The 19,390-nt window shown below is 35.5% G+C and carries 19 protein-coding genes; 6 read left to right on the plus strand and 13 right to left on the minus strand.

The annotated features are described in order from the left end of the window. The first annotated feature begins 5 nt into the window (after positions 1–5). Both FNOD_RS08665 and FNOD_RS08670 read left to right on the plus strand, forming a co-directional pair. Entirely contained in the window at positions 6–1,178 is a 1,173-nt protein-coding gene (locus FNOD_RS08665) for a sugar ABC transporter permease (RefSeq protein WP_011994794.1), read from the plus strand. Positions 1,179–1,205: 27 nt separating this feature from the next. Next, a complete protein-coding gene (locus FNOD_RS08670; RefSeq protein ID WP_238374588.1) occupies positions 1,206–2,336 on the plus strand; it encodes an ROK family transcriptional regulator in 1,131 nt (376 codons plus the stop codon). An 87-nt stretch (positions 2,337–2,423) separates the two neighbouring features. Here the strand turns inward: FNOD_RS08670 and FNOD_RS08675 are convergent, their stop codons facing one another. From FNOD_RS08675 to FNOD_RS08730, 12 genes are all read right to left on the minus strand, one after another. Then, a complete protein-coding gene (locus FNOD_RS08675; protein ID WP_011994796.1) occupies positions 2,424–2,984 on the minus strand; it encodes a LemA family protein in 561 nt (186 codons plus the stop codon). Positions 2,985–3,051: 67 nt separating this feature from the next. Further along, complete coding sequence (locus FNOD_RS08680; RefSeq protein WP_011994797.1) at positions 3,052–3,978, minus strand: phosphoribosylformylglycinamidine cyclo-ligase; 927 nt, start codon at positions 3,976–3,978, stop codon at positions 3,052–3,054. A 5-nt stretch (positions 3,979–3,983) separates the two neighbouring features. After that, entirely contained in the window at positions 3,984–5,216 is a 1,233-nt protein-coding gene (gene purD / locus FNOD_RS08685; protein ID WP_011994798.1) for a phosphoribosylamine--glycine ligase, read from the minus strand. A gap of 33 nt (positions 5,217–5,249) precedes the next feature. Beyond that, positions 5,250–6,206 carry a phosphoribosylaminoimidazolecarboxamide formyltransferase gene (locus FNOD_RS08690; RefSeq protein WP_011994799.1) on the minus strand — a complete coding sequence of 319 codons (957 nt, stop codon included), beginning with the start codon at positions 6,204–6,206 and terminating at the stop codon, positions 5,250–5,252. A 28-nt stretch (positions 6,207–6,234) separates the two neighbouring features. Then, complete coding sequence (gene purN / locus FNOD_RS08695; RefSeq protein WP_011994800.1) at positions 6,235–6,846, minus strand: phosphoribosylglycinamide formyltransferase; 612 nt, start codon at positions 6,844–6,846, stop codon at positions 6,235–6,237. Continuing rightward, a complete protein-coding gene (gene purF / locus FNOD_RS08700) occupies positions 6,810–8,117 on the minus strand; it encodes an amidophosphoribosyltransferase (protein WP_011994801.1) in 1,308 nt (435 codons plus the stop codon). The genes purN and purF overlap by 37 nt, the downstream gene beginning before the upstream one ends. Before the next feature lie 109 nt (positions 8,118–8,226). Then, positions 8,227–8,457, minus strand: a complete 231-nt coding sequence (locus FNOD_RS08705; protein ID WP_011994802.1) for a DNA-directed RNA polymerase subunit omega — start codon at positions 8,455–8,457, stop codon at positions 8,227–8,229. Between the two features lie 75 nt (positions 8,458–8,532). After that, entirely contained in the window at positions 8,533–9,186 is a 654-nt protein-coding gene (gene gmk, locus FNOD_RS08710; RefSeq protein WP_011994803.1) for a guanylate kinase, read from the minus strand. A gap of 3 nt (positions 9,187–9,189) precedes the next feature. Further along, positions 9,190–9,471: a DUF370 domain-containing protein gene (locus tag FNOD_RS08715; protein ID WP_011994804.1), complete on the minus strand. Its 282-nt coding sequence runs from the start codon at positions 9,469–9,471 to the stop codon at positions 9,190–9,192. Positions 9,472–9,529: 58 nt separating this feature from the next. After that, entirely contained in the window at positions 9,530–10,405 is an 876-nt protein-coding gene (locus FNOD_RS08720) for a YicC/YloC family endoribonuclease (RefSeq protein ID WP_011994805.1), read from the minus strand. 139 nt (positions 10,406–10,544) lie between these two features. Then, the gene (locus FNOD_RS08725) at positions 10,545–12,416 is read right to left on the minus strand and encodes a transketolase (protein ID WP_011994806.1); all 1,872 of its coding nucleotides are present in this window, start codon (positions 12,414–12,416) and stop codon (positions 10,545–10,547) included. A gap of 38 nt (positions 12,417–12,454) precedes the next feature. After that, positions 12,455–13,612 (minus strand): iron-containing alcohol dehydrogenase, encoded by a 1,158-nt coding sequence (locus tag FNOD_RS08730; RefSeq protein WP_011994807.1) that lies wholly within the window; start codon positions 13,610–13,612, stop codon positions 12,455–12,457. Positions 13,613–13,693: 81 nt separating this feature from the next. On the opposite strand from FNOD_RS08730, the gene FNOD_RS08735 reads away from it, so the two are divergent. Further along, positions 13,694–14,971, plus strand: coding sequence for a PhoPQ-activated pathogenicity-related family protein (locus FNOD_RS08735; protein ID WP_011994808.1), 1,278 nt, complete (start codon positions 13,694–13,696; stop codon positions 14,969–14,971). Between the two features lie 49 nt (positions 14,972–15,020). On the opposite strand, the gene FNOD_RS08740 is transcribed toward FNOD_RS08735, so the two are convergent. After that, a complete protein-coding gene (locus FNOD_RS08740; protein ID WP_011994809.1) occupies positions 15,021–17,531 on the minus strand; it encodes an alpha-amylase family glycosyl hydrolase in 2,511 nt (836 codons plus the stop codon). Positions 17,532–17,639: 108 nt separating this feature from the next. Between FNOD_RS08740 and FNOD_RS08745 the strand changes: the two genes are divergently transcribed. From FNOD_RS08745 to FNOD_RS08755, 3 genes are read left to right on the plus strand one after another with little or no spacing between them, the layout of a single operon-like run. Next, positions 17,640–18,272 (plus strand): response regulator, encoded by a 633-nt coding sequence (locus FNOD_RS08745; protein WP_011994810.1) that lies wholly within the window; start codon positions 17,640–17,642, stop codon positions 18,270–18,272. Further along, positions 18,250–18,720 (plus strand): potassium channel family protein, encoded by a 471-nt coding sequence (locus FNOD_RS08750; protein WP_148202118.1) that lies wholly within the window; start codon positions 18,250–18,252, stop codon positions 18,718–18,720. Before FNOD_RS08745 ends, FNOD_RS08750 begins: the two co-directional genes overlap by 23 nt. Next, positions 18,717–19,376 carry a potassium channel family protein gene (locus FNOD_RS08755; RefSeq protein ID WP_011994812.1) on the plus strand — a complete coding sequence of 220 codons (660 nt, stop codon included), beginning with the start codon at positions 18,717–18,719 and terminating at the stop codon, positions 19,374–19,376. Before FNOD_RS08750 ends, FNOD_RS08755 begins: the two co-directional genes overlap by 4 nt. The last annotated feature ends 14 nt before the right edge of the window (positions 19,377–19,390 follow it).

Here is a 19,390-nt window from a genome sequence, read left to right on the forward strand (position 1 = left end):
GCAGTATGGGATTTTTTGGTGAACTAAAAGTGCTTTTGAAAAAGAATATACGTGAGTACGGGATGTACATTGCACTTGGTTTTATAATGGCAATATTTACTATTCTTACAAATGGTTTGTTCTTTTCTTCAAGAAATATAAGTAACCTTTTCAATCAAATGGGGTATATAGCTGTTCTTGCTGTAGGTATGACACTTGTTATAGTTATACGCCATATCGATTTATCAGTTGGATTTATGGCAGGTTTTTTAGGTGCAATAGCTGCAAGGTTGCTTAGAGATGGTTTGCCTGTTATACCCACAATTCTTATTGTAATTGGACTTGGAACTATCTTTGGGCTTATGAATGGATTTTTAGTTGCAAATGTAGGATTGCCTGCATTTGTTGCTACTCTTGCAGGTATGATGATTTTCAGAGGTGCTCTCTTGTTATTTACGCAAAGTACAGGTACAATTATTGTAATGAACGATAATTTTAACCAAATAGGTAATGGATACATACCGGAATTGTTTAAAATTGGTGAATTGCATGGTTTAACGATAGTTGTGGGTTTGGCTATAGTTACTTTGTACATTTTGAATGAAATAAAAGTTAGAAATAACAAGTTAAAATATAACTTTGAAGTACTTTCGATGAGAATGTTTATTTTGAAAATACTTTTTGTTAGCGCAATAATATTTTATGTATTTTGGGTATTGGCAAATTATAATGGTCTTTCTTGGACATTTGTTATAACACTCCTAATAACTTTTGTGTACCATATTATGACGACTAAGACTGTACTTGGTAGGCACATATACGCAGTTGGTGGAAATCCAGAAGCGGCAAAACTTAGTGGCATAGATGTTAAAAAAATCACACTTTTTGTGTTCGGTTCAATGGGATTTTTGACTGCAATATCTGGGATTTTGTACACGTCAAGATTGCAATCAGCAACCCCAGACGCTGGTACTTTGTTTGAACTTGATGCAATTGCTGCTGCTTATGTTGGTGGTGTTTCTGCTGCTGGTGGAGTTGGTAAAGTAGCGAACTCACTTATCGGTGCATTAGTTATGGCTTCACTTATCAACGGTATGAATTTGTTAGGTGTTGGTATATCTTTACAATACATAATTAGAGGACTTGTATTGGTATTTGCTGTTGTCTTTGATATCAAGACAAGAAGCAAAGTTAGCTAAAATTAGCTGAAAGATAAATATATTTCTTTGGGAGGAATTATTTCTGAAAAAATACTACACTCAACAATGAAAGAAAACAATTACTTTCTTATATTAAGAACGATATTTCACAACAAAACGATAGATCGTGTTAGTCTTACGAAAATAACAGGGCTATCTCCGAGTACTGTTACAAGGTGCGTTACTCAACTTCTCGAAAGAGGCGTGATAACTGAAACAAGTCGTTTAGAAGAAAAAACTGGTGTTGGAAGGAAATCAATAGGATTAGCAATAAATCCAGATGCACTAAAAGTTTTATTAGTTGATATTGGCGCTCAAAATACAAATTATGCTCTTGGAATGGCGAATGGAGAATTTGTAAAACTTGAATCGGGGAAGACACCAAATAGTTTTGATGAGATAATTGATAACGTTAATTCATTAACAAAAAGTTATAACGATGTTGAGGTAGTTGCGTTTTCCATACCCGGTATGGTTGATACAGATAACGATACTATTCTATTTGTACCAAGCAAAGGGTGGAAAAACATAAAAATAGAGATTCCAGAAAAGGTAATTTACGCAGATAACGAAGCAAATCTTGCGATGATAGCGGAAGCGTTTCAAAGAGAAGAAGTGAGAAAATCAAAAAGTTCTGTCTTTGTAACAATTAGAGAGGGACTTGGTACAGGTTTGTGGATAAATGGAAATATATTCCGTGGTCCGTCTTTTACAGCTGGTGAATTTGGTCACACGATATTTGATTTAAGTAGTAATATCAAGTGCCGTTGTGGGAACAACGGTTGCATGGAAGGTTACGTTTCTATCACCTCATACTTTGGTAAGTTGCAAAAAGATTGGGGAAAATACCTGAGCGATTTGTACTTAAGAAAGGATAAAAGAATGCAAGAATACATCGAACTATTAGCTAAAGCACTTATGAATATAGTGAATTCTATAAATCCAGAGTACCTTATAGTTGGTGGTGAATTGTCGGGACTGCCTTTGGATTTTTACAAAGATTTGGAATACAAATTGAAGTCGAAAGTGCTTGAACATTCAGCAAGTATATTAAAAGTTCTGCCAGCAACCTTTACACATGATACTTACTTATATGGTGCGCTTTATGCAGTTATTGAAGAATATTTCATACCAAATGTTATAACAATTATAAGTTAAACTTGTATAGCTAAAAACAAGCTAAAAACATAAAGCCCAGGTTAACCCTGGGCTTTGATTTTATAATTTGGTAATTTTCGCTATCTATTAGAATTTTACTTCTGGTGCGTTTTCTGCACCTGGTTTTGCTTCAAAGTACTGTTTTTCTGTAAATCTACTACCGGCAATTAAGAAATATGGGAATTTTTTGATCAATGTGTTGTATTCTTTAACCGCTTCGTTGTAATCTTTTCTTGCAACTGCTATTCTATTCTCTGTCCCAGCAAGTTCGTCCATGAGCTGTCTGAAATTTGCATCTGATTTTAACGTTGGATAATTTTCAACGATAACAAGTAATCTCGATAGCACATTCGAAAGTTCGGCATCTGCTGTTGCTTGTTCTTGAGGTGTTTGCGCACCGGCAAGTTTTGCTCTTGCGTTTGCTATGGCTTCAAAGATTTCTCTTTCCTGAGCTGCGTAACCTTTGACCGTTTCGACAAGGTTTGGAATCAAGTCAAGCCGACGTTGGAGTTGATTTTGAATTTGACTGTACTTTTCATTAACATTTTGTTCCAAAGCGACCATTTTGTTATACGCACCGATTATCCAAAACACTATAATTAAGATAACAACAACAATACCTAAAATTACCAAAACACCTTTTTTCAAAAAATCGCCCCCTAAGTGCAGTATAGTTATGTACACTAAAGATTATACCACAACTTATGTTTTTTTACTAAAATAATGTTATTTCCCTTTTTTCATCAACTCTTCCTATTATATCTCCAAAGCACTCGCTAGCAACTTCTTCTGCATTTTTTTCATCTGTAACTAATATCATTCCATAGCCCATGTTGAATGTTTTTAACGCTTCTTCAGTTTCTACGTATTTTAATATCCATTTTATGTATTCTGGTAATTTAATTGAAATACTCCAGCCTTTATCTTTGATTATTCTTCTAAGCGCTCTTAGTATTCCTCCTCCGGTTACGTGCGCTATAGCTTTAACTTTGTCGAATACTTTTGGTACTTCTTTGTATATTTTTGTTCCAGCTAATAAATCAAATGGTAAATTGCTTATATCTATATTTTCATCTGACAGTATCTTTCTTATCAAAGACCACCCATTTGAATGAAATCCACTTGCTTTGAGGCCTATTATGACATCACCGAATTCTACGCTTTCTACAGGAATTCTTCTTTGAAGTACACCAACGCAGAAACCTGCGACATCCCAATCTTTTTCGGTATAAATTGAAGGTATTTCTGCAGTCTCTCCCGCAACTAAAGCCATATCTAGTCTTTCGAGTTCTTCTTTGAGGGACTTTATGAACTCATAGTGAGGTTTGTCTATGTGGTGTACACCTAAGTAATCTACAAAAGCCTTAGGAATAGCACCTGTGCAAATTATATCGTTGTAATTCATTCCAATCAAATCTTTTGCTGCATCGTTCCATCTTTGATGTTCTATATGGAGCAGGAGTTTTGAACCAACTCCATCAGCTGTTAAAACGACTGGTGGATTTGTAAAATTAAGTATCGTTGCGTAACCGGTTGGTTCTTTCATAACCCAGTCTGGAAAGTTAATAATCGATTTTATGTAATCTGTAAACTCGTCGTTTCTTGTAACGTCTACACCTGAAGATGAATAAGTGTATTTCATTGTACTCACTCTCCTTGATAAAGCGCTATATCGTTTCTGTAAAACATTCCTTCGAATTTCACTTTTTCTATATTTCTATATGCTTTCTCACGTGCCTGGGAAAGTGTTTTTCCAATGCCAATTGAATGCAAGACTCTTCCACCATTAACGAGTAATTTTCCATCTTTTTCAGTAACTCCTGCGTAAAATATCATCCAGTCTTCGCATTCATCGTGTTCTATATAGATTTCCTGACCTTTCATAGGATTTTCAGGATATCCTTGCGATGCCAGAACAACATCTACAGAATAATTATTTGGTGTGTATTCTTCGAATCTTTCATTATTAAATGCTTTTAATATATTTTCAACAAATTTTCCTGGATCCATTGCGACAATTACTTCAGTTTCCGGATCGCCTAATCTAACATTGTATTCTAAGACATAAGGTTCATCATTTACAATCATCAAGCCTATGTAGAGAAAACCACGGTAATATATGCCATCTTCTTTTAAACCGTTAAGGGTTTTTGAAAATAGATTTTTGATTTTCTCTTTCAACTTGCTATCAATTTCAACAGGACCAAATGCCCCCATACCACCTGTATTGGGCCCTTCGTTGTTTGTAAACGCGCGTTTATAATCTCTTGTAAATGGTAGCAAAGCAAAATCTGTACCATTTACAATTGCTATTGCCGAAAGTTCCCAACCTTTTAAAAATTCATCCACAACTACTGGACCTTTTACATTCGGTATCAGTTGCCCTTTGATTAGTTTTTGCCCAATATCCATAGCTTCATCGAAAGTGTCGCAGATTACGACACCTTTACCTTGTGCAAGGCCATCGGCTTTTATCACGTAAGGCGGTTTGAATGCTTTTAGAGCGTCATATAGAGATATTTCGTCAGTTGCTATTTGAAAATTTGCGGTTAGAATGCCGTGTTTTTTCATAAACGTCTTTGCAAAGCACTTTGAACCTTCTAATCGCGCACCTTTTGAATCAGGTCCAAAAACATTTGCTTTTCCATCCGCTATGCCTTTAACTAAGAACTCTTCAGAGCCAGGAATGACCATATCAAAATTGCTCAATTCGTCAAAGTTATTTATTTGAATATTTTTTCCTATATTTTTTGTTCCAGCATTACCGGGATAAAAATACACATCAAATCCAAATTTTTTAAATGCCCATCCTATTGCGTATTCCCTACCACCGCTTCCAAGTATGCAAATCCTCTTTACTTTCTCCTTTAAATTCTCCATTGTTATTACCCCTCTTCGATTTTTCATTTAGTTTCAATGCCTAAAAACTCTGATAGGTGATTTATAATACGTTATCCCTTTACTTTTTGCAAATTCCAATACTTCTTCATCACGTATAGAGCCAAGCGGAGCAACAACACATTTAACTCCTGCGTTTATAAGTATCTCAAGCCCGTCTGTAAACGGAAAGAACGCATCAGAAGCCGCTATTGAACCATATGCTTTTTCACCTGCTAAAGTGGTTGCTATCCGGCAAGATCTTTTTCTCGATGGTTGCCCACCGCCTATGCCTACTGTAACACCATCTTTAACAAGGACTATTGCGTTTGATTTAACTGCTTCGGCAACAATGAGAGTGAATTTTACTTCGTTTAAATTGAATGGTTCACCAAATAACAATTCAGGTTCGCCTTCAAACTTTCTTTCAGAAACGACAAGCCCACCAAATGCCACTTTGCCAGCGTAGGGTGTATACTCTTTTGGTTTTATAAGTCGTACCTTTTTATTGCTGAGATATTCAATTGCATCAGTTGTGAAATCAGGTGCAACGATAACTTCAAGGTATGTTTTAATAGATTTTGCCATCTCCAATGTGAATTCAAAACTTGTTGCTAATATCCCACCATAAGCTGATTCGCTATCAGCTTCTATAGCTTTTTTAATGCATTCTATCTTATCTGCTTCATCAAAGCTCTTTAAATACGCGGCACCACACGGTGTTTGGTGTTTGATAACACAAGCACCACCACCCACAAGTTTTAAGTTCTTTGCGAGTACCCAAGCAGCTTCCGCATCCAATATGTTGTTGTAGGATAGCTGTTTACCTTCGTGTAAAACTTCAAATGATAACTCTCCGTAAACGTATGCTCTTTCGTGTGAGTTTTCTCCGTAGCGTAACTCAACACTATTTTTGTGAAGTTCAATCTTATCTTTTCCTAATTCTACATTTCCAAGATTTACCAATGTTTTTTGTTCTCTTAATTCATCCATCTTTACTTCCCCCCACGTTTTAATGTTTTTAATAGTTTTTATTAAAAAGAACCTTCCTATTTTCTATTCTGTAATCCGAGTAAAGTAGTTTTTCAATAACTTGCCAATAATATTCATGTTCAAGCTTATGGATTTCTTCTTCAAATTGCTCAAAGGACCATTCATCTTTAACTTCTATAGCTTTTTGGAAAATTATTGGACCTGTATCAACACCACTATCGACAAAATGAATTGTTATGCCAGTAACCTTAACTCCGTACTCATACGCTTGTTTGATACCTTCTTTACCGGGAAAAGATGGAAGTAACGATGGGTGTATGTTAACAATTTTAGGAAAGTATTTTTTTACTATATCTTCCGGTATTATTCTCATAAAACCTGAAAGAACAATCAAATCCGGTTTAACGTTATCCAACACTTCTTCGAAATGAACATACCAAGGTTTATTTAGCTTTACAAATGGTATATCAAGTCGTTTTGCCCGCTCTATTGCGTAGCATTCTTTATCGGCAATTAATAATTCTATTTTTGCTTTAAGTTTGTTTTCTAGGCTTGCTTTTACTAACGCTTCAAAGTTACTTCCACTTCCAGAAGCACATACAACTATGCGGGGTAGTTCAGATCGAAACAGCCCATGCATATCCCTTTCACCCCGCTTTCTTCAAATACTTTTTTGTAATTCTCAACAGAAAGGTAGAATAATTTATCAGCTCCAACATACGCTTTAAGATTTTCTATATCTCTTTGGGAAGCTATTAGCTCACTTCGTCTTGACGTGTCGATTCCGTAATTACATGGTCCAACAACAGCTGGCGAATGGATGCCGACGTAAACTTTCTTTGCTCCGGCTTCTCTTACCATTTCTACGATTACTTTCATAGTGGTACCTCTTACAATGGAATCGTCTATTAGTATAACTTCTTTGTCTTGAACAACCGATGAAAGCGGAGAAAGTTTTCTTCTAACGATATCTTGTCTGTTTTTTGGCATAATGAAACTTCTACCGATGTAATGATTCCTGATAAGTCCATAATCTATCGGAATTTTTGAAGCCGTGCTGTATCCAAGTGCTCCTGAAAATCCGCTATCCAAAACAGGCACGATAACATCACCAATCACTTTATGTTCTTCAAAAAGTTTCATTCCAAGCTTTTTTCTAATCTCATGTACATTTACACCGTAAAAATTACTATCTGGACGTGCGAAATAAACAAATTCAAAAGAGCAAAATCTATCGTTTCTTTGACCAAAATAAATTATTTCCGGAGAATTTCCATCTGTGAAGAAAACTATACTCCCCGGCTCTATTTCTATGATGTCTGTGCATCCTATTGAACTTAACGCAGAATCTTCCGAGGCAACAACGTAACCGTTGTTGAATTTACCATAGAAGAGAGGTCTTATACCAAATGTATCCCTTGCTGCGGCAAGAAAAGTATCGTGGAGCATTACAATAGAGTATGCAGCTTTGATTCTGGATAGGGTCCATTGGAGAGAATCTTTTGGACTACGGTATGGGGCTATTGAAAAGTAATGGATAAATATTTCCGAATCTAATGTAGTAGAGAATATACCGCCATTTTCCATTACAAATTTCCGTCTTTCGTCAGCATCGACGATATTTCCGTTGTGTGCTAAGGCAACTCTTCCTTTGAAGGTATGAGCGATAAGTGGTTGGATTTCGTCTATAGAACCGTATGTAGAATATCTGACATGACCTATAGCGCAACTTCCAGGGATAAATTTTTCATCTGTTATTACATTTTCGACAAGTCCTTCGCCTTTGATGCTTTTGAATCCATTCACTACTATACCAGCCGATTGCTGGCCTCTGTGCTGTAATGCTAATAATAAATCATGAACAACGTTGTAAGAATCTTCAACGTTCCATGTCCCTGCTATACCACACATAATTTTTACCCCCACGGAATTTTTGATTTTTATTCTTTATTTGTAATTTTTTATTGTTTTAGGTTTTTTTAAAACTGCAGAGGGACCCCATTGGTCCCTCTGCTAAATTTCATTTCACATTTGGTATGAGTATTTTTAGTATATCTTCATTTTTAATCCTTAAATACCCTTCTTGAAGCTCTTTAAAGGCTATGCTTACAGAGTATCCATCCGGAGTTTCAACAAAAGGCTTAGCGAAGTCATTTATTGCCTCGGCTCTCTTAGCAACAACGATAGGAATTGCGTATTTATATGGAATTTTCTCAAGTAATTTATCGTATTGTATAACGAGTTTACTCAAGTTTACTCACCTCCGCAGGTTCATATTAACATATTTCATAAACGATTATATTATATTAAACGATGTTTATCAATACTAATCAATGCTAATTAATTTTTTTACTTTTGTTAAGTTTTTTTGTCGTTCATACCTTAACCTTTCAGCATATATTATCGAAGAGAGATTATGTATGGATTCTTCAAGATCTTCGTTTACAATGAGGTATTCAAATTCTGGTATGAATTTTAATTCATTCTTTGCCGTTTCCAATCTTCTTTTTATTTTGTCTTCCGTTTCTGTACCTCTTTTTTTAAGTCTTTCACTTAGTATCCCATAACTTGGAGGAGCGATAAATATAAATTTTGCACCTTGCCAATTTTTTTTAACTGTTAATGCACCTTGAACATCTATATCAAGTATAACATCAAAGCCTTTCTTTATATTCTCGGTAACAAATTGAGCGGGGGTTCCATAATAATTATCATGTACTCTTGCCCATTCAATGAATTTGTTCTCCTCGATCATTTTCTGAAACTCTTCATGTGATACAAAGAAATAATCAACACCATGGACCTCTCCAGGACGTTGCTTCCGTGTTGTACAAGATATAGAAAAAACAACACGGTCAACTCTTTCCAAAACTGACCTTATGATACTCGTTTTTCCAACGCCACTAGGTCCGCTTATCACAAATAATATGCCTTCTGAAATTTCAGCTTGTTCAATTTGTTCAATCGAACTGCTGAACATACTTTAGCCCTTTCTTATTTTTTCGAGCTGTTTTTCAATTTCAACCATTGATTCAATGAATCTTTGTGCAATTGTTTCTGGTTGAATTGCGCTTAGGATTATATGGTTCGAGTCTGTTATGAGTATTGACCTTGTCTTTCTACCATATGTTGCATCTATAAGTTTACCTTCTTCTTTTGCATCTTCCTTTAATCTCTTTAATGGAGCGCTTTCTGGATTAACGATTGCGATGACCCTGTCACCTGCAATTACGTTACCAAAACCGATGTTGATTAAACCAAACATAGGTAACACCTCCTAAGTATTGTGGGTTTTTACTATTTCTAAAGTTTATTAGAAGAAATTATTCTATATTCATTATTTGTTCTTTGAATTGAGATATTACATATTTGCCTTGGAGCGCGAAATTACTTATTTCTAATGACCTGCTTTTTGAAAGGATAGTATTAAACTCCCTTTGTATCTCTTGAGATAAAAAGTTAAGCATATCTCCAACTGGCTCATCTTTTTTCAGAAGTTCTCCGACACGTTGCAGGTGACTTTTTAGTCTTGTCAGTTCCTCACGAATATCAGCCCTATCTGCTATTATTGCTACAGCGTTCTCGAATAATTCTCTGTTTATTTCAACATCATCCGGAAGTATTTCTTTCATGTTGTTGCGAATTTTTTCGGCAACGTATTTTGGTACATCATCTGCTTTTTCAGAGATTTTTTCAACCAGTTCTTCCATCTCTTTGACCATTTTAACCAAGTCGGCTGTAATTTTTTGCCCTTCTATTTTCCGTTCTTCTATGAGTTTAATCAACGCATCGTCAAGTACTTTAATGACAGCATTCCATGCAGATTCAATTTCCTCGTTTGAAAGCTCAAATTGAAAAATATCTCTAAAGCTTAATAAATGACTCAATTCAACTGGAACGGGTATACTAAGGTTTTCCCTAATTTCAGATAATAAGTCATAGTAAGTTCTGACTAATGTATGGTCAACTGAGATTTGAATAGGTTTAATGAACCTTAACCATATTCGAACGGAAACTTTACCCCTATTTATGTACTCTTTGACCTTTGAGAAAATGTCAAGTTCTTTGGAATTTAAAAAATACGGCAACGAGACGTCTATATTTAGTCCCTTAGAATTGAGAGACTTAATTTCACACGTAATCTTATAATCATCAACAATTGTTTGGATTTTTGAATATCCAGTCATACTTTTAGGCATGTATTTTCCTCCAAAATTCGTAAATTCCAGAGATTTAATCTTTGTATTTAATATTATACACGATAATTCCAAAAAATCCAAGTATTTCACAAAAAATTAAAAATATGTGCAGAAGTTACCCTTCTGCACATTTATTCTATTATTTACAACTTAGTTTGTCGAGAATTGTTTCAGCAATTTTTTCTCCACTCAAACCATAAATTTCAAATAACAATTTAGAGTCGCCTGAAACAGGGAATTCCGAAAGTCCAAGTTTTATGAATTTACCTGGCAGTATACCAAGCTCAAAATATTTTTGAGCAATTAAACTGCCCAATCCATTGAGTACGTTATGGTCTTCGACAGTAACTACGAAATTTGAATATTTTTTCAAAATATTTTCGTCTAAATCATATGGGCAACTAACATTTATTACTGCAAAATTTATGCCTTTTGATTTAAGAATATCATGAGCTTTTAGCACGTTTGGGACGACGGACCCAAGACAGTAAATTACTCCATCATTGCCTTCACGTAAAACGTCCATCTTACCGTACTCAAATTTATAATTTTCATCGAAGAAAATTTTACCGTCTTCTTTTCTAATCGGTTCAAGTTTACTTCTTCCCATCGCTATTACATAATTGCCGTATTGACTTGCGACATATCTAACAGCTCTATCTGTTTGGTTTGGATCTGCTGGAACGATGACTTTAAAGCCATACCATGCCAATGGGGCACCTATATAATTAAGTGCGTGGTGTGTTTTTCCATCTTCTCCGACATCTATTCCACAGTGTGTTACAACAACCTTTAAGTTTGTATTGTTAATTGCATTTAATCTGTGTTGATTGAATGTTTCATCTACGCCAAATACGCCAAAATCTGCAAAGAAAGTAACTATGCCATCAGCTGATAAGGCTCCCGCAAGTGCTGCTGCGTTATGCTCTTGAACGCCAAGTTCAACGATTCTATCTGGTCTTTCCTTATCAAGAAAATCTAATTTTACAGAACCTTTGAGGTCGCAATCGACTGCAACAACGTTATCGTTTATCGTTGCAAGGTCAGCGATAGCCCTTCCAAGTGTACTCCTATTATCTGTTGATTTGTCATATATCCTTGGAACTCCGTTATTTATATTTATCTCATAAGAAAGTTTAACTTTTTCATGAGCTTTAACAGGCAATTTCTTTCTCAATTCTATATATTTTTCTACGTCGTTTTCTATACCTAATTGTTGTAATGCTTTCTCAAGTTCATCTTTACTTAATGGTTTTCCATGGTAGTCAGGTTTGTCTTCCATAAAATCAACGCCTTTTCCGATGGTTGTATGAGCAATTATAGCAGTTGGTTGTCCATCGTTTTTCGCTATTTTAAGAGCGGAAAGAATTTGTTCGTGGTCGTGCCCATCTATTTCTATTACTCTCCATCCAGCTGCTTCAAATTCCGACTTTATATCAACGTACATTACTTCATGAGCATGGCCACTAATTTGGATATCGTTGTAATCTACCATGACTGTTAGATTGTCAAGATTGTACTTTCTTGCTGTTCTTCTTGCCTCTTGCACTTGTCCCTTTGCACTTTCACCATCACTCATGACCACAAAGACGTGATAGTCTTTATTTTTGTATTTTGCAGCTAACGCAAACCCTACACCGGCGCTAAGCCCTTGTCCTAAATTTCCAGTTGTCCACTCGACACCTGGTATACCACGCGTTATGTGTCCTTCAAATATTGAGGCTGGATGTCTGAAACCTGCGATTACTTCTTCCCTGTTTACAAAACCATACGCTGCGAGTGTCGAATAAACACCTGGTGAGATATGGCCATGGCTAATGACTATTCGGTCTCTATTCTCATTCCAAGGATCTTTTGGAAAGACATTTGCAAAAGAATAGAGCGTTACTAAAATATCGATGGAAGACATCGAACCTCCGGGATGACCGGAATTCGCAACGTAAGTCATCTTGAGTATGTCGCCACGACACTGTTTTGATATCTCCTTGAGTTTTTCTAAATGGTCTGTCACTATAATCCCTCCATGTCTTAAATATTTCAGTTTAATTTTTATTCAAGCGCTATTTCGTAAATCTTTCTAATATCTTCTTTATTTAACGAAATAACAGTACCAAATGGCGCATGTTTAGTAGCGTGTTCAACAAGAAAATCGATATCATCTTTTTTTATACCAACTTCTTTTAAACTTATAGGAGCACCAATTGAAGAGTACCAATTTTTCAATTCTTTGATGGTTCTTTCCGGTGTAATTTCATCTTTAAGATTTAATATGTGCTTTCCAAATGATATAAGTTTGTCAGAAATTTTATCTTTAACATAAGTTAACCATGCAGGGAATATAATTGCGAGTCCGGCACCGTGCGCAACTTCTGGCTTCAATGCGCTGATAGAATGCTCGAGTTCGTGAGATGACCAATCTCCACCGTTTGTTCCCATGCCTGTTAAACCATTCAACGCAAGTGTTGTTGCCAAACAATAATTCGTCCTTGCTTCATAATTTTCTGGTTCTTTCAATATGATTTCTGTAGTTTCAATGAGCGTTTTTATTATTCCCTCGTCAATTCTATCGATTAAAGAGCTGCCAACAGTATCGAAATAGTATTCCATTACGTGGCTTATCGCATCAATAGCACCATAAACAACTTGCTCTTTTGGAAGGGAAAATTGAGTCGTTGGGTCGACTATCGAAAGTACAGGGTATGTGTACTTTGAACCAAAGTAAAATTTTTCACCTGTTTTTTCATTTGTAACAACCGCATTTCCGTTCATTTCTGTACCTGTTGCTGACATTGTTAATATAGCATACAAAGGAAGAGCCTTTTTGATGTTATATTTACCGATAAAAGCGTCCCATATATCGCCTTCATAATAAAAACCTGCTGCAACTGCTTTTGCACTGTCAACTACACTCCCGCCACCCACAGCTAAAATAGCCTGTACCTGTTCTTTTCGTGCCACTTCAATTGCCTCGTGTACCTTTGATAAAACCGGATTTGGTCTTACACCAGAAACTTCTACTTTTTCAATGCCATGTTCTGTGAGAGATCTAACAACTTTTTCGTATACACCATTTTTCTTTATTGAGCCACCACCGTACAGCAAAAGTACTTTCTTTATACCATCTTTTTTTAAATACTCGCCTATTTTCTCGACCGTACCTTTTCCAAAAACAAGCTTTGTCGGGTTATGAAACACGAAATTGTTCATCTTAGGCACCTCCTCTAATGTGATTCTTTATCACAATTATACCATAATTTAGTGATATAATTTTTGCGGAGGTGATAATACATGAGAAAATTGATAGTTATTTTGATAAGTGCCTCGGTTTTTTCGGTAATATTTGGAATAACTCTCTCTGAATATATACTAAGTTCAGGGCAGCCATCTTATGAGTTAACCACCTCTACCAATAGTATTGTGGGTGGTAAATTATTTATTTTGGATATGAAAAGCCAGATTTGGCGAGGTATCGAATGGAATCACAAAGTAGTTATATATGTACCAAAAAAACTTTTGTATAAATCTGAAGCGATACTTTTTGTTTCCGGGTCTGCGCCAAAAAATATAATTGGTGAAGCTAACAAATACTTAGGTATAGCAGAATTGGTTGGTGCGCCGTTGATAATTTTATTTGATATACCCAATCAACCACTCTTCGGTTTGCGTGAAGACGCTCTTATTGCGTACACTTTTGCGAAATACTTTGAAACTCAAGAAGAGGACTGGCCATTACTTTTACCAATGGTCAAAAGTGTGATATCCACTATGGATTGTACACAAGATTTTTTGAAATCTCAAGGGATTAAAATAGAAAAATTTCTTGTAACTGGTGCTTCTAAGAGAGGGTGGACAACATATTTAACTGGTGCAGTTGACAACAGAGTTTTGGGAATAGTTCCTATAGTGTATGATAATTTAAACATGAGGGAGCAAATGAAAAAACAACTTGAATACTATGGAACTTTTAGTGAACAGATAAGGGATTATACAAAATATGGATTTACCGAAATGGTTGCAAAATCTGAAGAAGTTCCTGAATTGGTGAAATTGGTTGACCCATATTACTATGAAATAAATGTTCCGAAATTAATAATCGCTGGTACAAATGATCCGTACTGGGTTATAGATTCTTCTGAGTTATACTTTTACGATTTGTCTGAGCCTAAATATGTCAGATTCATACCAAACGATGTTCATAACTTAAAGAATACTATGGAAGTTTTTAGCGCGATAAGAACATTCTTTATACTTTGCGTTGAAAGAAAATTACCAGATTTCAGTTGGGAGATGCTCGATGATGGTGTAAAGATAGTTACACACGATGAAGTTGAGTACGTTAAAGGTTGGTATGCTACTTCAGAAAGTTTGGATTTTAGAAAATCTAAATGGGAAAGTGTTGATTTAGAATTCCATAATCAAGATGGTATAATAACTTCATTCTTTTCAAAATCTTTTATAAATTCAATAAATACGAATATAGCGATGCTTGTGGAAGTTGGAATTGTTAAAGGAGATTATGTTCTTACTTTAACGACAATTCCAAAAGTTTACAAGAAGGCGAAATAAAAACAAAGGCTGCTTTTAAGCAGCCTTTGCTTTTGTTTTGATTATTTTATTATTTAATTTCTAACCAGCAATCGTCCATAATCAGTGGATCGTTTGGATTTCCACCACCCATAATGTACGCCTTTGGTTCTTGTTGTAATGGTCTGAATTTACTTTCAATTCCATCGTAGTCCCAACTTGTTATGTATATTGTCCAATTGGTGAAATCAGATGGATTACCGATCCAATCGCCTTTTACAATTATCTTTACCCAGCCATCTTCAACGAACACTTCTGGTGAACCGATTTGTGTTCCAAATTTATCTTTCGAAGAGCCTTTTGCAGTATAAATGGCACTAAGCCAACCTGTTGCGAAGATTTCGTAATCCCAATCCCAATCAGAAAATTCGTAATTCTGCAACGGGAGATAACTTACGCCTTTCTTATTTGGGTCGTCTATGAATATCTGATAAGTTACATGGTCAAAACCGTAAGGAGGTCCCCAGCTCTTTGTGAGATCTCTTGGTTTTATTGAGATAACCAAAGTACTGCCTATACTCTCAGCTTTTGTCTCAAGTATGTCCATTTGCCTTTTAAATGTTGCATCTGTTGGGTAAACGTAAGAATAATTTAGACCTGAATCATCGTCCATAGGGTCTTTTACTTCCGCAAGGACTTTCTTTTCTAAGGTTATATTTATTTTTATTTCTTCCGTGTACACAGTATCTTTTAATGTTTTTCCAACCGCTCTGACAAGTAATATGTGCTCGCCAGGGTCGAATTTCATAGGGTCAATTGTGAATGAGAACTTTCCGTCTTTTGGCTCAATTTTCTGCTCGCTCTCAACTTTTCTATCAATGTATAAGTAGACAGTTCTTGCGTTTGTTTCACCTTTTATTTCTCTAAGTTGCGAGATTGATTCGCCAGATTTCATTTCAAGTTCGACTTTAACGTTAGGTGTGTACACATCGCTTTTTTCAGGTGATATTGAGAATAAAGTCAAACTTCTTCCGGGTATTCTTAGAGTTATGTATCCACCTTCTTTAACAACTATAGGAGTGCTTGTTCCACCCACTATGTTGTAAATTGGTTCAAGTGTGGTGCCTGATTCATATGGTGATTTAAAATTAGTTATCCTTGGCTCGTTAGATGTGTTAAGTACAACGAATAATTCTTCTTCAGAACATTTTAATGTGTAAACTAACAATCCAGATGAGCGTTTTTCAGATAGAAGAACCTTTACCTCGCCATAACGTGTTGCCGGATGATTTTTTCTGAATTTGATTGCTTCTTGTATAAATTTATACATATCGCTATTTTGATTGAAATGATCTTCTCCGAAAGAACCCCAGCCATTTTTGAACATCGACGCGCGTGTTTCCTCAAAGTACTGTTCTGTTCCGTAATATATCACGGGTAATCCTGGTAATGTTAATATTAACCCCAAAGCTTGTTGAGTGATATTCGGGGTAACACCCTTTCCAAACCTTTCCATATCATGGTTATCTATAAATGTAACAAGCAATCCTTTTTTCAATATCTCGTTTCTTAGTTCGAGTCTGTATGCAAGGAAATCCGTGGGTTGTCCTCCTTTTATAACCCTTCTTAATTCTTCCATAAGTGTAAAATCAAGCATAGAGTTAAATCCGTGGTCAAAGAATGAAGCGATTTCTTTATCAGATTCCGACTCATATGGTTTAGAAGAGAGCCAGGTTTCCCCAAAAGCTATAAAATTCTTTTTTAAGCTGAATATTCCATCTGGAGCGTTGAAAAATTCGTCAAAGAAGGATTTTGGTACGTACATGGCTGTATCAACTCTGAATCCATCGACACCAACTTCTTGAACCCAGTATTTGTAAGAATCTTTAAGAGCTTGTATAACTTCCGGATTTTCCGTATTTAAGTCATCAAGGCCACTCATTTGATAGTTCAATTTTTGAACAGGGTCACTGTAGTTATTTATATCAGGTGTCCAATGATAAATTGCACGTTTCTGTTGTTCTGGGTCGTTGTAATTGTTTAGATTAAAAGGATATTGTGTTGGAGCTGAAGTTGGTATACTCCCAGTATTTAATTCGAAATTTCCGTTTTTAAATCTAAAATAATTTCCGACGTGATTTACTACGATATCTTGAATGAGGTACATATTGCTCTTATGGAGTACTTCAGCTAGTTTTTTATAATCATCTAGTGTGCCAAAGTGTTCATCAACTTTCTTAAAGTCCCTTGCCCAGTAACCATGGTAACCACCGTAATTTACCCATGGATCCCACCATTGGTTAGCGATAGGAGGTGTAATCCAAATACCATCGACACCTAAACCTTTAATGTAATCGATTTTATCGATTATACCTTTCAAATCACCACCACTGTACTTTGCGCCATCTTTTGGGTTATATTCAACGTTTGCTTGGTTATTGTTCGATGGGTCACCGTCGTTAAATCGGTCTATCATAATCATATAGAGAACCTTGTCTGCCCACCCACCTTTCATGTATGTTGCTACATCCGCAAATGAAAGAATTACTAAAGTTAAAAGAATAATCACTAAAAATCGCAAATGTGAACTTTTAAGCCGCATAAATCTTTCTCCTCCTTTTCACAGATAGGTTAGCTTTTCAATTATACAATGAATCTGAACAAGAAAATTAAAATTGTGGTATAATTTCCAAAGGGAGGCGATAAAAAAATGATAGAAGTATTGGTAGTTGATGATGAAAAGCATGTTAGAAATTTAATTTCTAAAATGATTTCAATATCTTTCGAATGTACTCCTGATGAAGCCGAAAATGTGGAAGAGGCTCTCCAAGTGTGTGAGAAAAAGAAGTTCGATTTGATTACAACTGACATAAAATTTGGGGATAATGAGGAATTGGACGGTATAGAGTTCATTAAAAGACTTAGACTTCGTGGAATTTTTACCCCCGTTCTTATCGTTTCAGCTTACGCTACTGCTGAAAAGATAGTAGAAGTTTGCAGATATTTCCCTATAGATTATCTTTCCAAGCCTTTTACACAGGATGAACTAAAGAAAAAAATAAGAGGTTTGTTGGAAGTAAGAAAGGATAGTTTCGAAAGATATTTGAGAGAAGCGGAAGGATTTATCCATTCTAATTTCCCTGGAGATTTAGAAAAAGCTGAGCAGATTGTGAGACATATGTTTTCTATAATGCCATCTTCACCTATGCCACACTATCTTATGGCTGAAATCTTGGAAAAGAGAGGAAATACCGAACTTGCTCAAAGGCACAGAGAAGCAGGACTAGCTCTTGACGTTAATAAAAAAGGTTACAGAAGAGGTGAAAACGTTGAGAACGATTAATTATAAATTCTACGTGATAGTTGTTGGTTGTGGTCGAGTTGGTTTGGAAGTTGCTTATAGATTATCCAATATAGGATTTAATGTGACTATTGTAGACAAGAACCCTGAAATGACGGAAAATCTACCCGAAGATTATGGTGGGTTTGTAATTGTTGGTGATGCTACAGAACGTGAAACAATGGAACGAGCTAAAGCTGATAAGGCTGATATATTGATAGCAACTACTGACGATGACACAACGAATTATTTTGTTTGCCTTGTCGGAGCAAAAATATTTGGCATACCAAACGTTCTTTCACTTGTCAATAACAGGGAAAATGTTAATCTTTTTGAAAAAAGTGGGATAAATGTTATCTCACCAGTTAGCCTTGCAATTGAAAGCTTTGAAAGGAGTATCCTTGAAGGTATTGAGCACCTTTCAGATTTTATGGTAGGTGAAAAAAGGTGAAAGTTATAATTATAGGTGGCGAACGAGTTCCTTATTTTCTCGCAAAAAAACTAATAGCTCAAGGATATGATGTATTTTTCGTAAACAAAAACATCGAACTTTGTAAAGAATATTCAAGAACGTTGAATGCGGAAATCATAAATGGTGATGGAACAAGCAAAGCGGTCCTTGACCAGCTACAAATTGAGGAAGATGACATAGTAGTACTTTTAATGGAAAGAGATAGAAAGAATTTCTTTATAGCAAGAATGGTTCAAGAGTATTATGGTGTGAAAAATGTTGTCACGTTGTTGAATAACACCGAGAACGAAGATTTATTCGAGAAATATGGTATAAGAATATTAAAAGTAACAGATTTAATAATGAGCAATATCGAACCTCTGCTTTTTGAAAACGAAGTTGTGGAATCTTTGGAAAGCGAGGTTTCTTCAAAAGGAGCAATAGTTTTAAAAATTGATATAGATTGGGAAGCCAAAATATTGAGGAAAAACATCCGTGACATAAATGTACCAGAAGGTATAATCGTTGTTGGAATTGTTAGAGGTAGTGAATTTATTATCCCACGTGGCGAAACTACAATTGAACCTGGGGATAAACTAATAATTGTTTGCAACAAAGAAAAAAAAGAACAAGCTTTGGAATTGTTCAGTTTTTGATTTTTATTTAATTA

This window comes from Fervidobacterium nodosum Rt17-B1 (assembly GCF_000017545.1).
Lineage (GTDB): Bacteria > Thermotogota > Thermotogae > Thermotogales > Fervidobacteriaceae > Fervidobacterium > Fervidobacterium nodosum.

Coding starts and splice junctions, on each gene's coding strand:
- FNOD_RS08665 (WP_011994794.1), top strand. CDS start 6: ATGGGATTTTTTGGTGAACTAAAAGTGCTTTTGAAAAAGAATATACGT.
- FNOD_RS08680 (WP_011994797.1), bottom strand. CDS start 3,978: ATGAAATACACTTATTCATCTTCAGGTGTAGACGTTACAAGAAACGAC.
- purD (WP_011994798.1), bottom strand. CDS start 5,216: ATGGAGAATTTAAAGGAGAAAGTAAAGAGGATTTGCATACTTGGAAGC.
- FNOD_RS08690 (WP_011994799.1), bottom strand. CDS start 6,206: ATGGATGAATTAAGAGAACAAAAAACATTGGTAAATCTTGGAAATGTA.
- purN (WP_011994800.1), bottom strand. CDS start 6,846: ATGCATGGGCTGTTTCGATCTGAACTACCCCGCATAGTTGTATGTGCT.
- purF (WP_011994801.1), bottom strand. CDS start 8,117: ATGTGTGGTATAGCAGGGACATGGAACGTTGAAGATTCTTACAACGTT.
- gmk (WP_011994803.1), bottom strand. CDS start 9,186: ATGTTCAGCAGTTCGATTGAACAAATTGAACAAGCTGAAATTTCAGAA.
- FNOD_RS08715 (WP_011994804.1), bottom strand. CDS start 9,471: ATGTTTGGTTTAATCAACATCGGTTTTGGTAACGTAATTGCAGGTGAC.
- FNOD_RS08720 (WP_011994805.1), bottom strand. CDS start 10,405: ATGCCTAAAAGTATGACTGGATATTCAAAAATCCAAACAATTGTTGAT.
- FNOD_RS08730 (WP_011994807.1), bottom strand. CDS start 13,612: ATGAACAATTTCGTGTTTCATAACCCGACAAAGCTTGTTTTTGGAAAA.
- FNOD_RS08735 (WP_011994808.1), top strand. CDS start 13,694: ATGAGAAAATTGATAGTTATTTTGATAAGTGCCTCGGTTTTTTCGGTA.
- FNOD_RS08740 (WP_011994809.1), bottom strand. CDS start 17,531: ATGCGGCTTAAAAGTTCACATTTGCGATTTTTAGTGATTATTCTTTTA.
- FNOD_RS08745 (WP_011994810.1), top strand. CDS start 17,640: ATGATAGAAGTATTGGTAGTTGATGATGAAAAGCATGTTAGAAATTTA.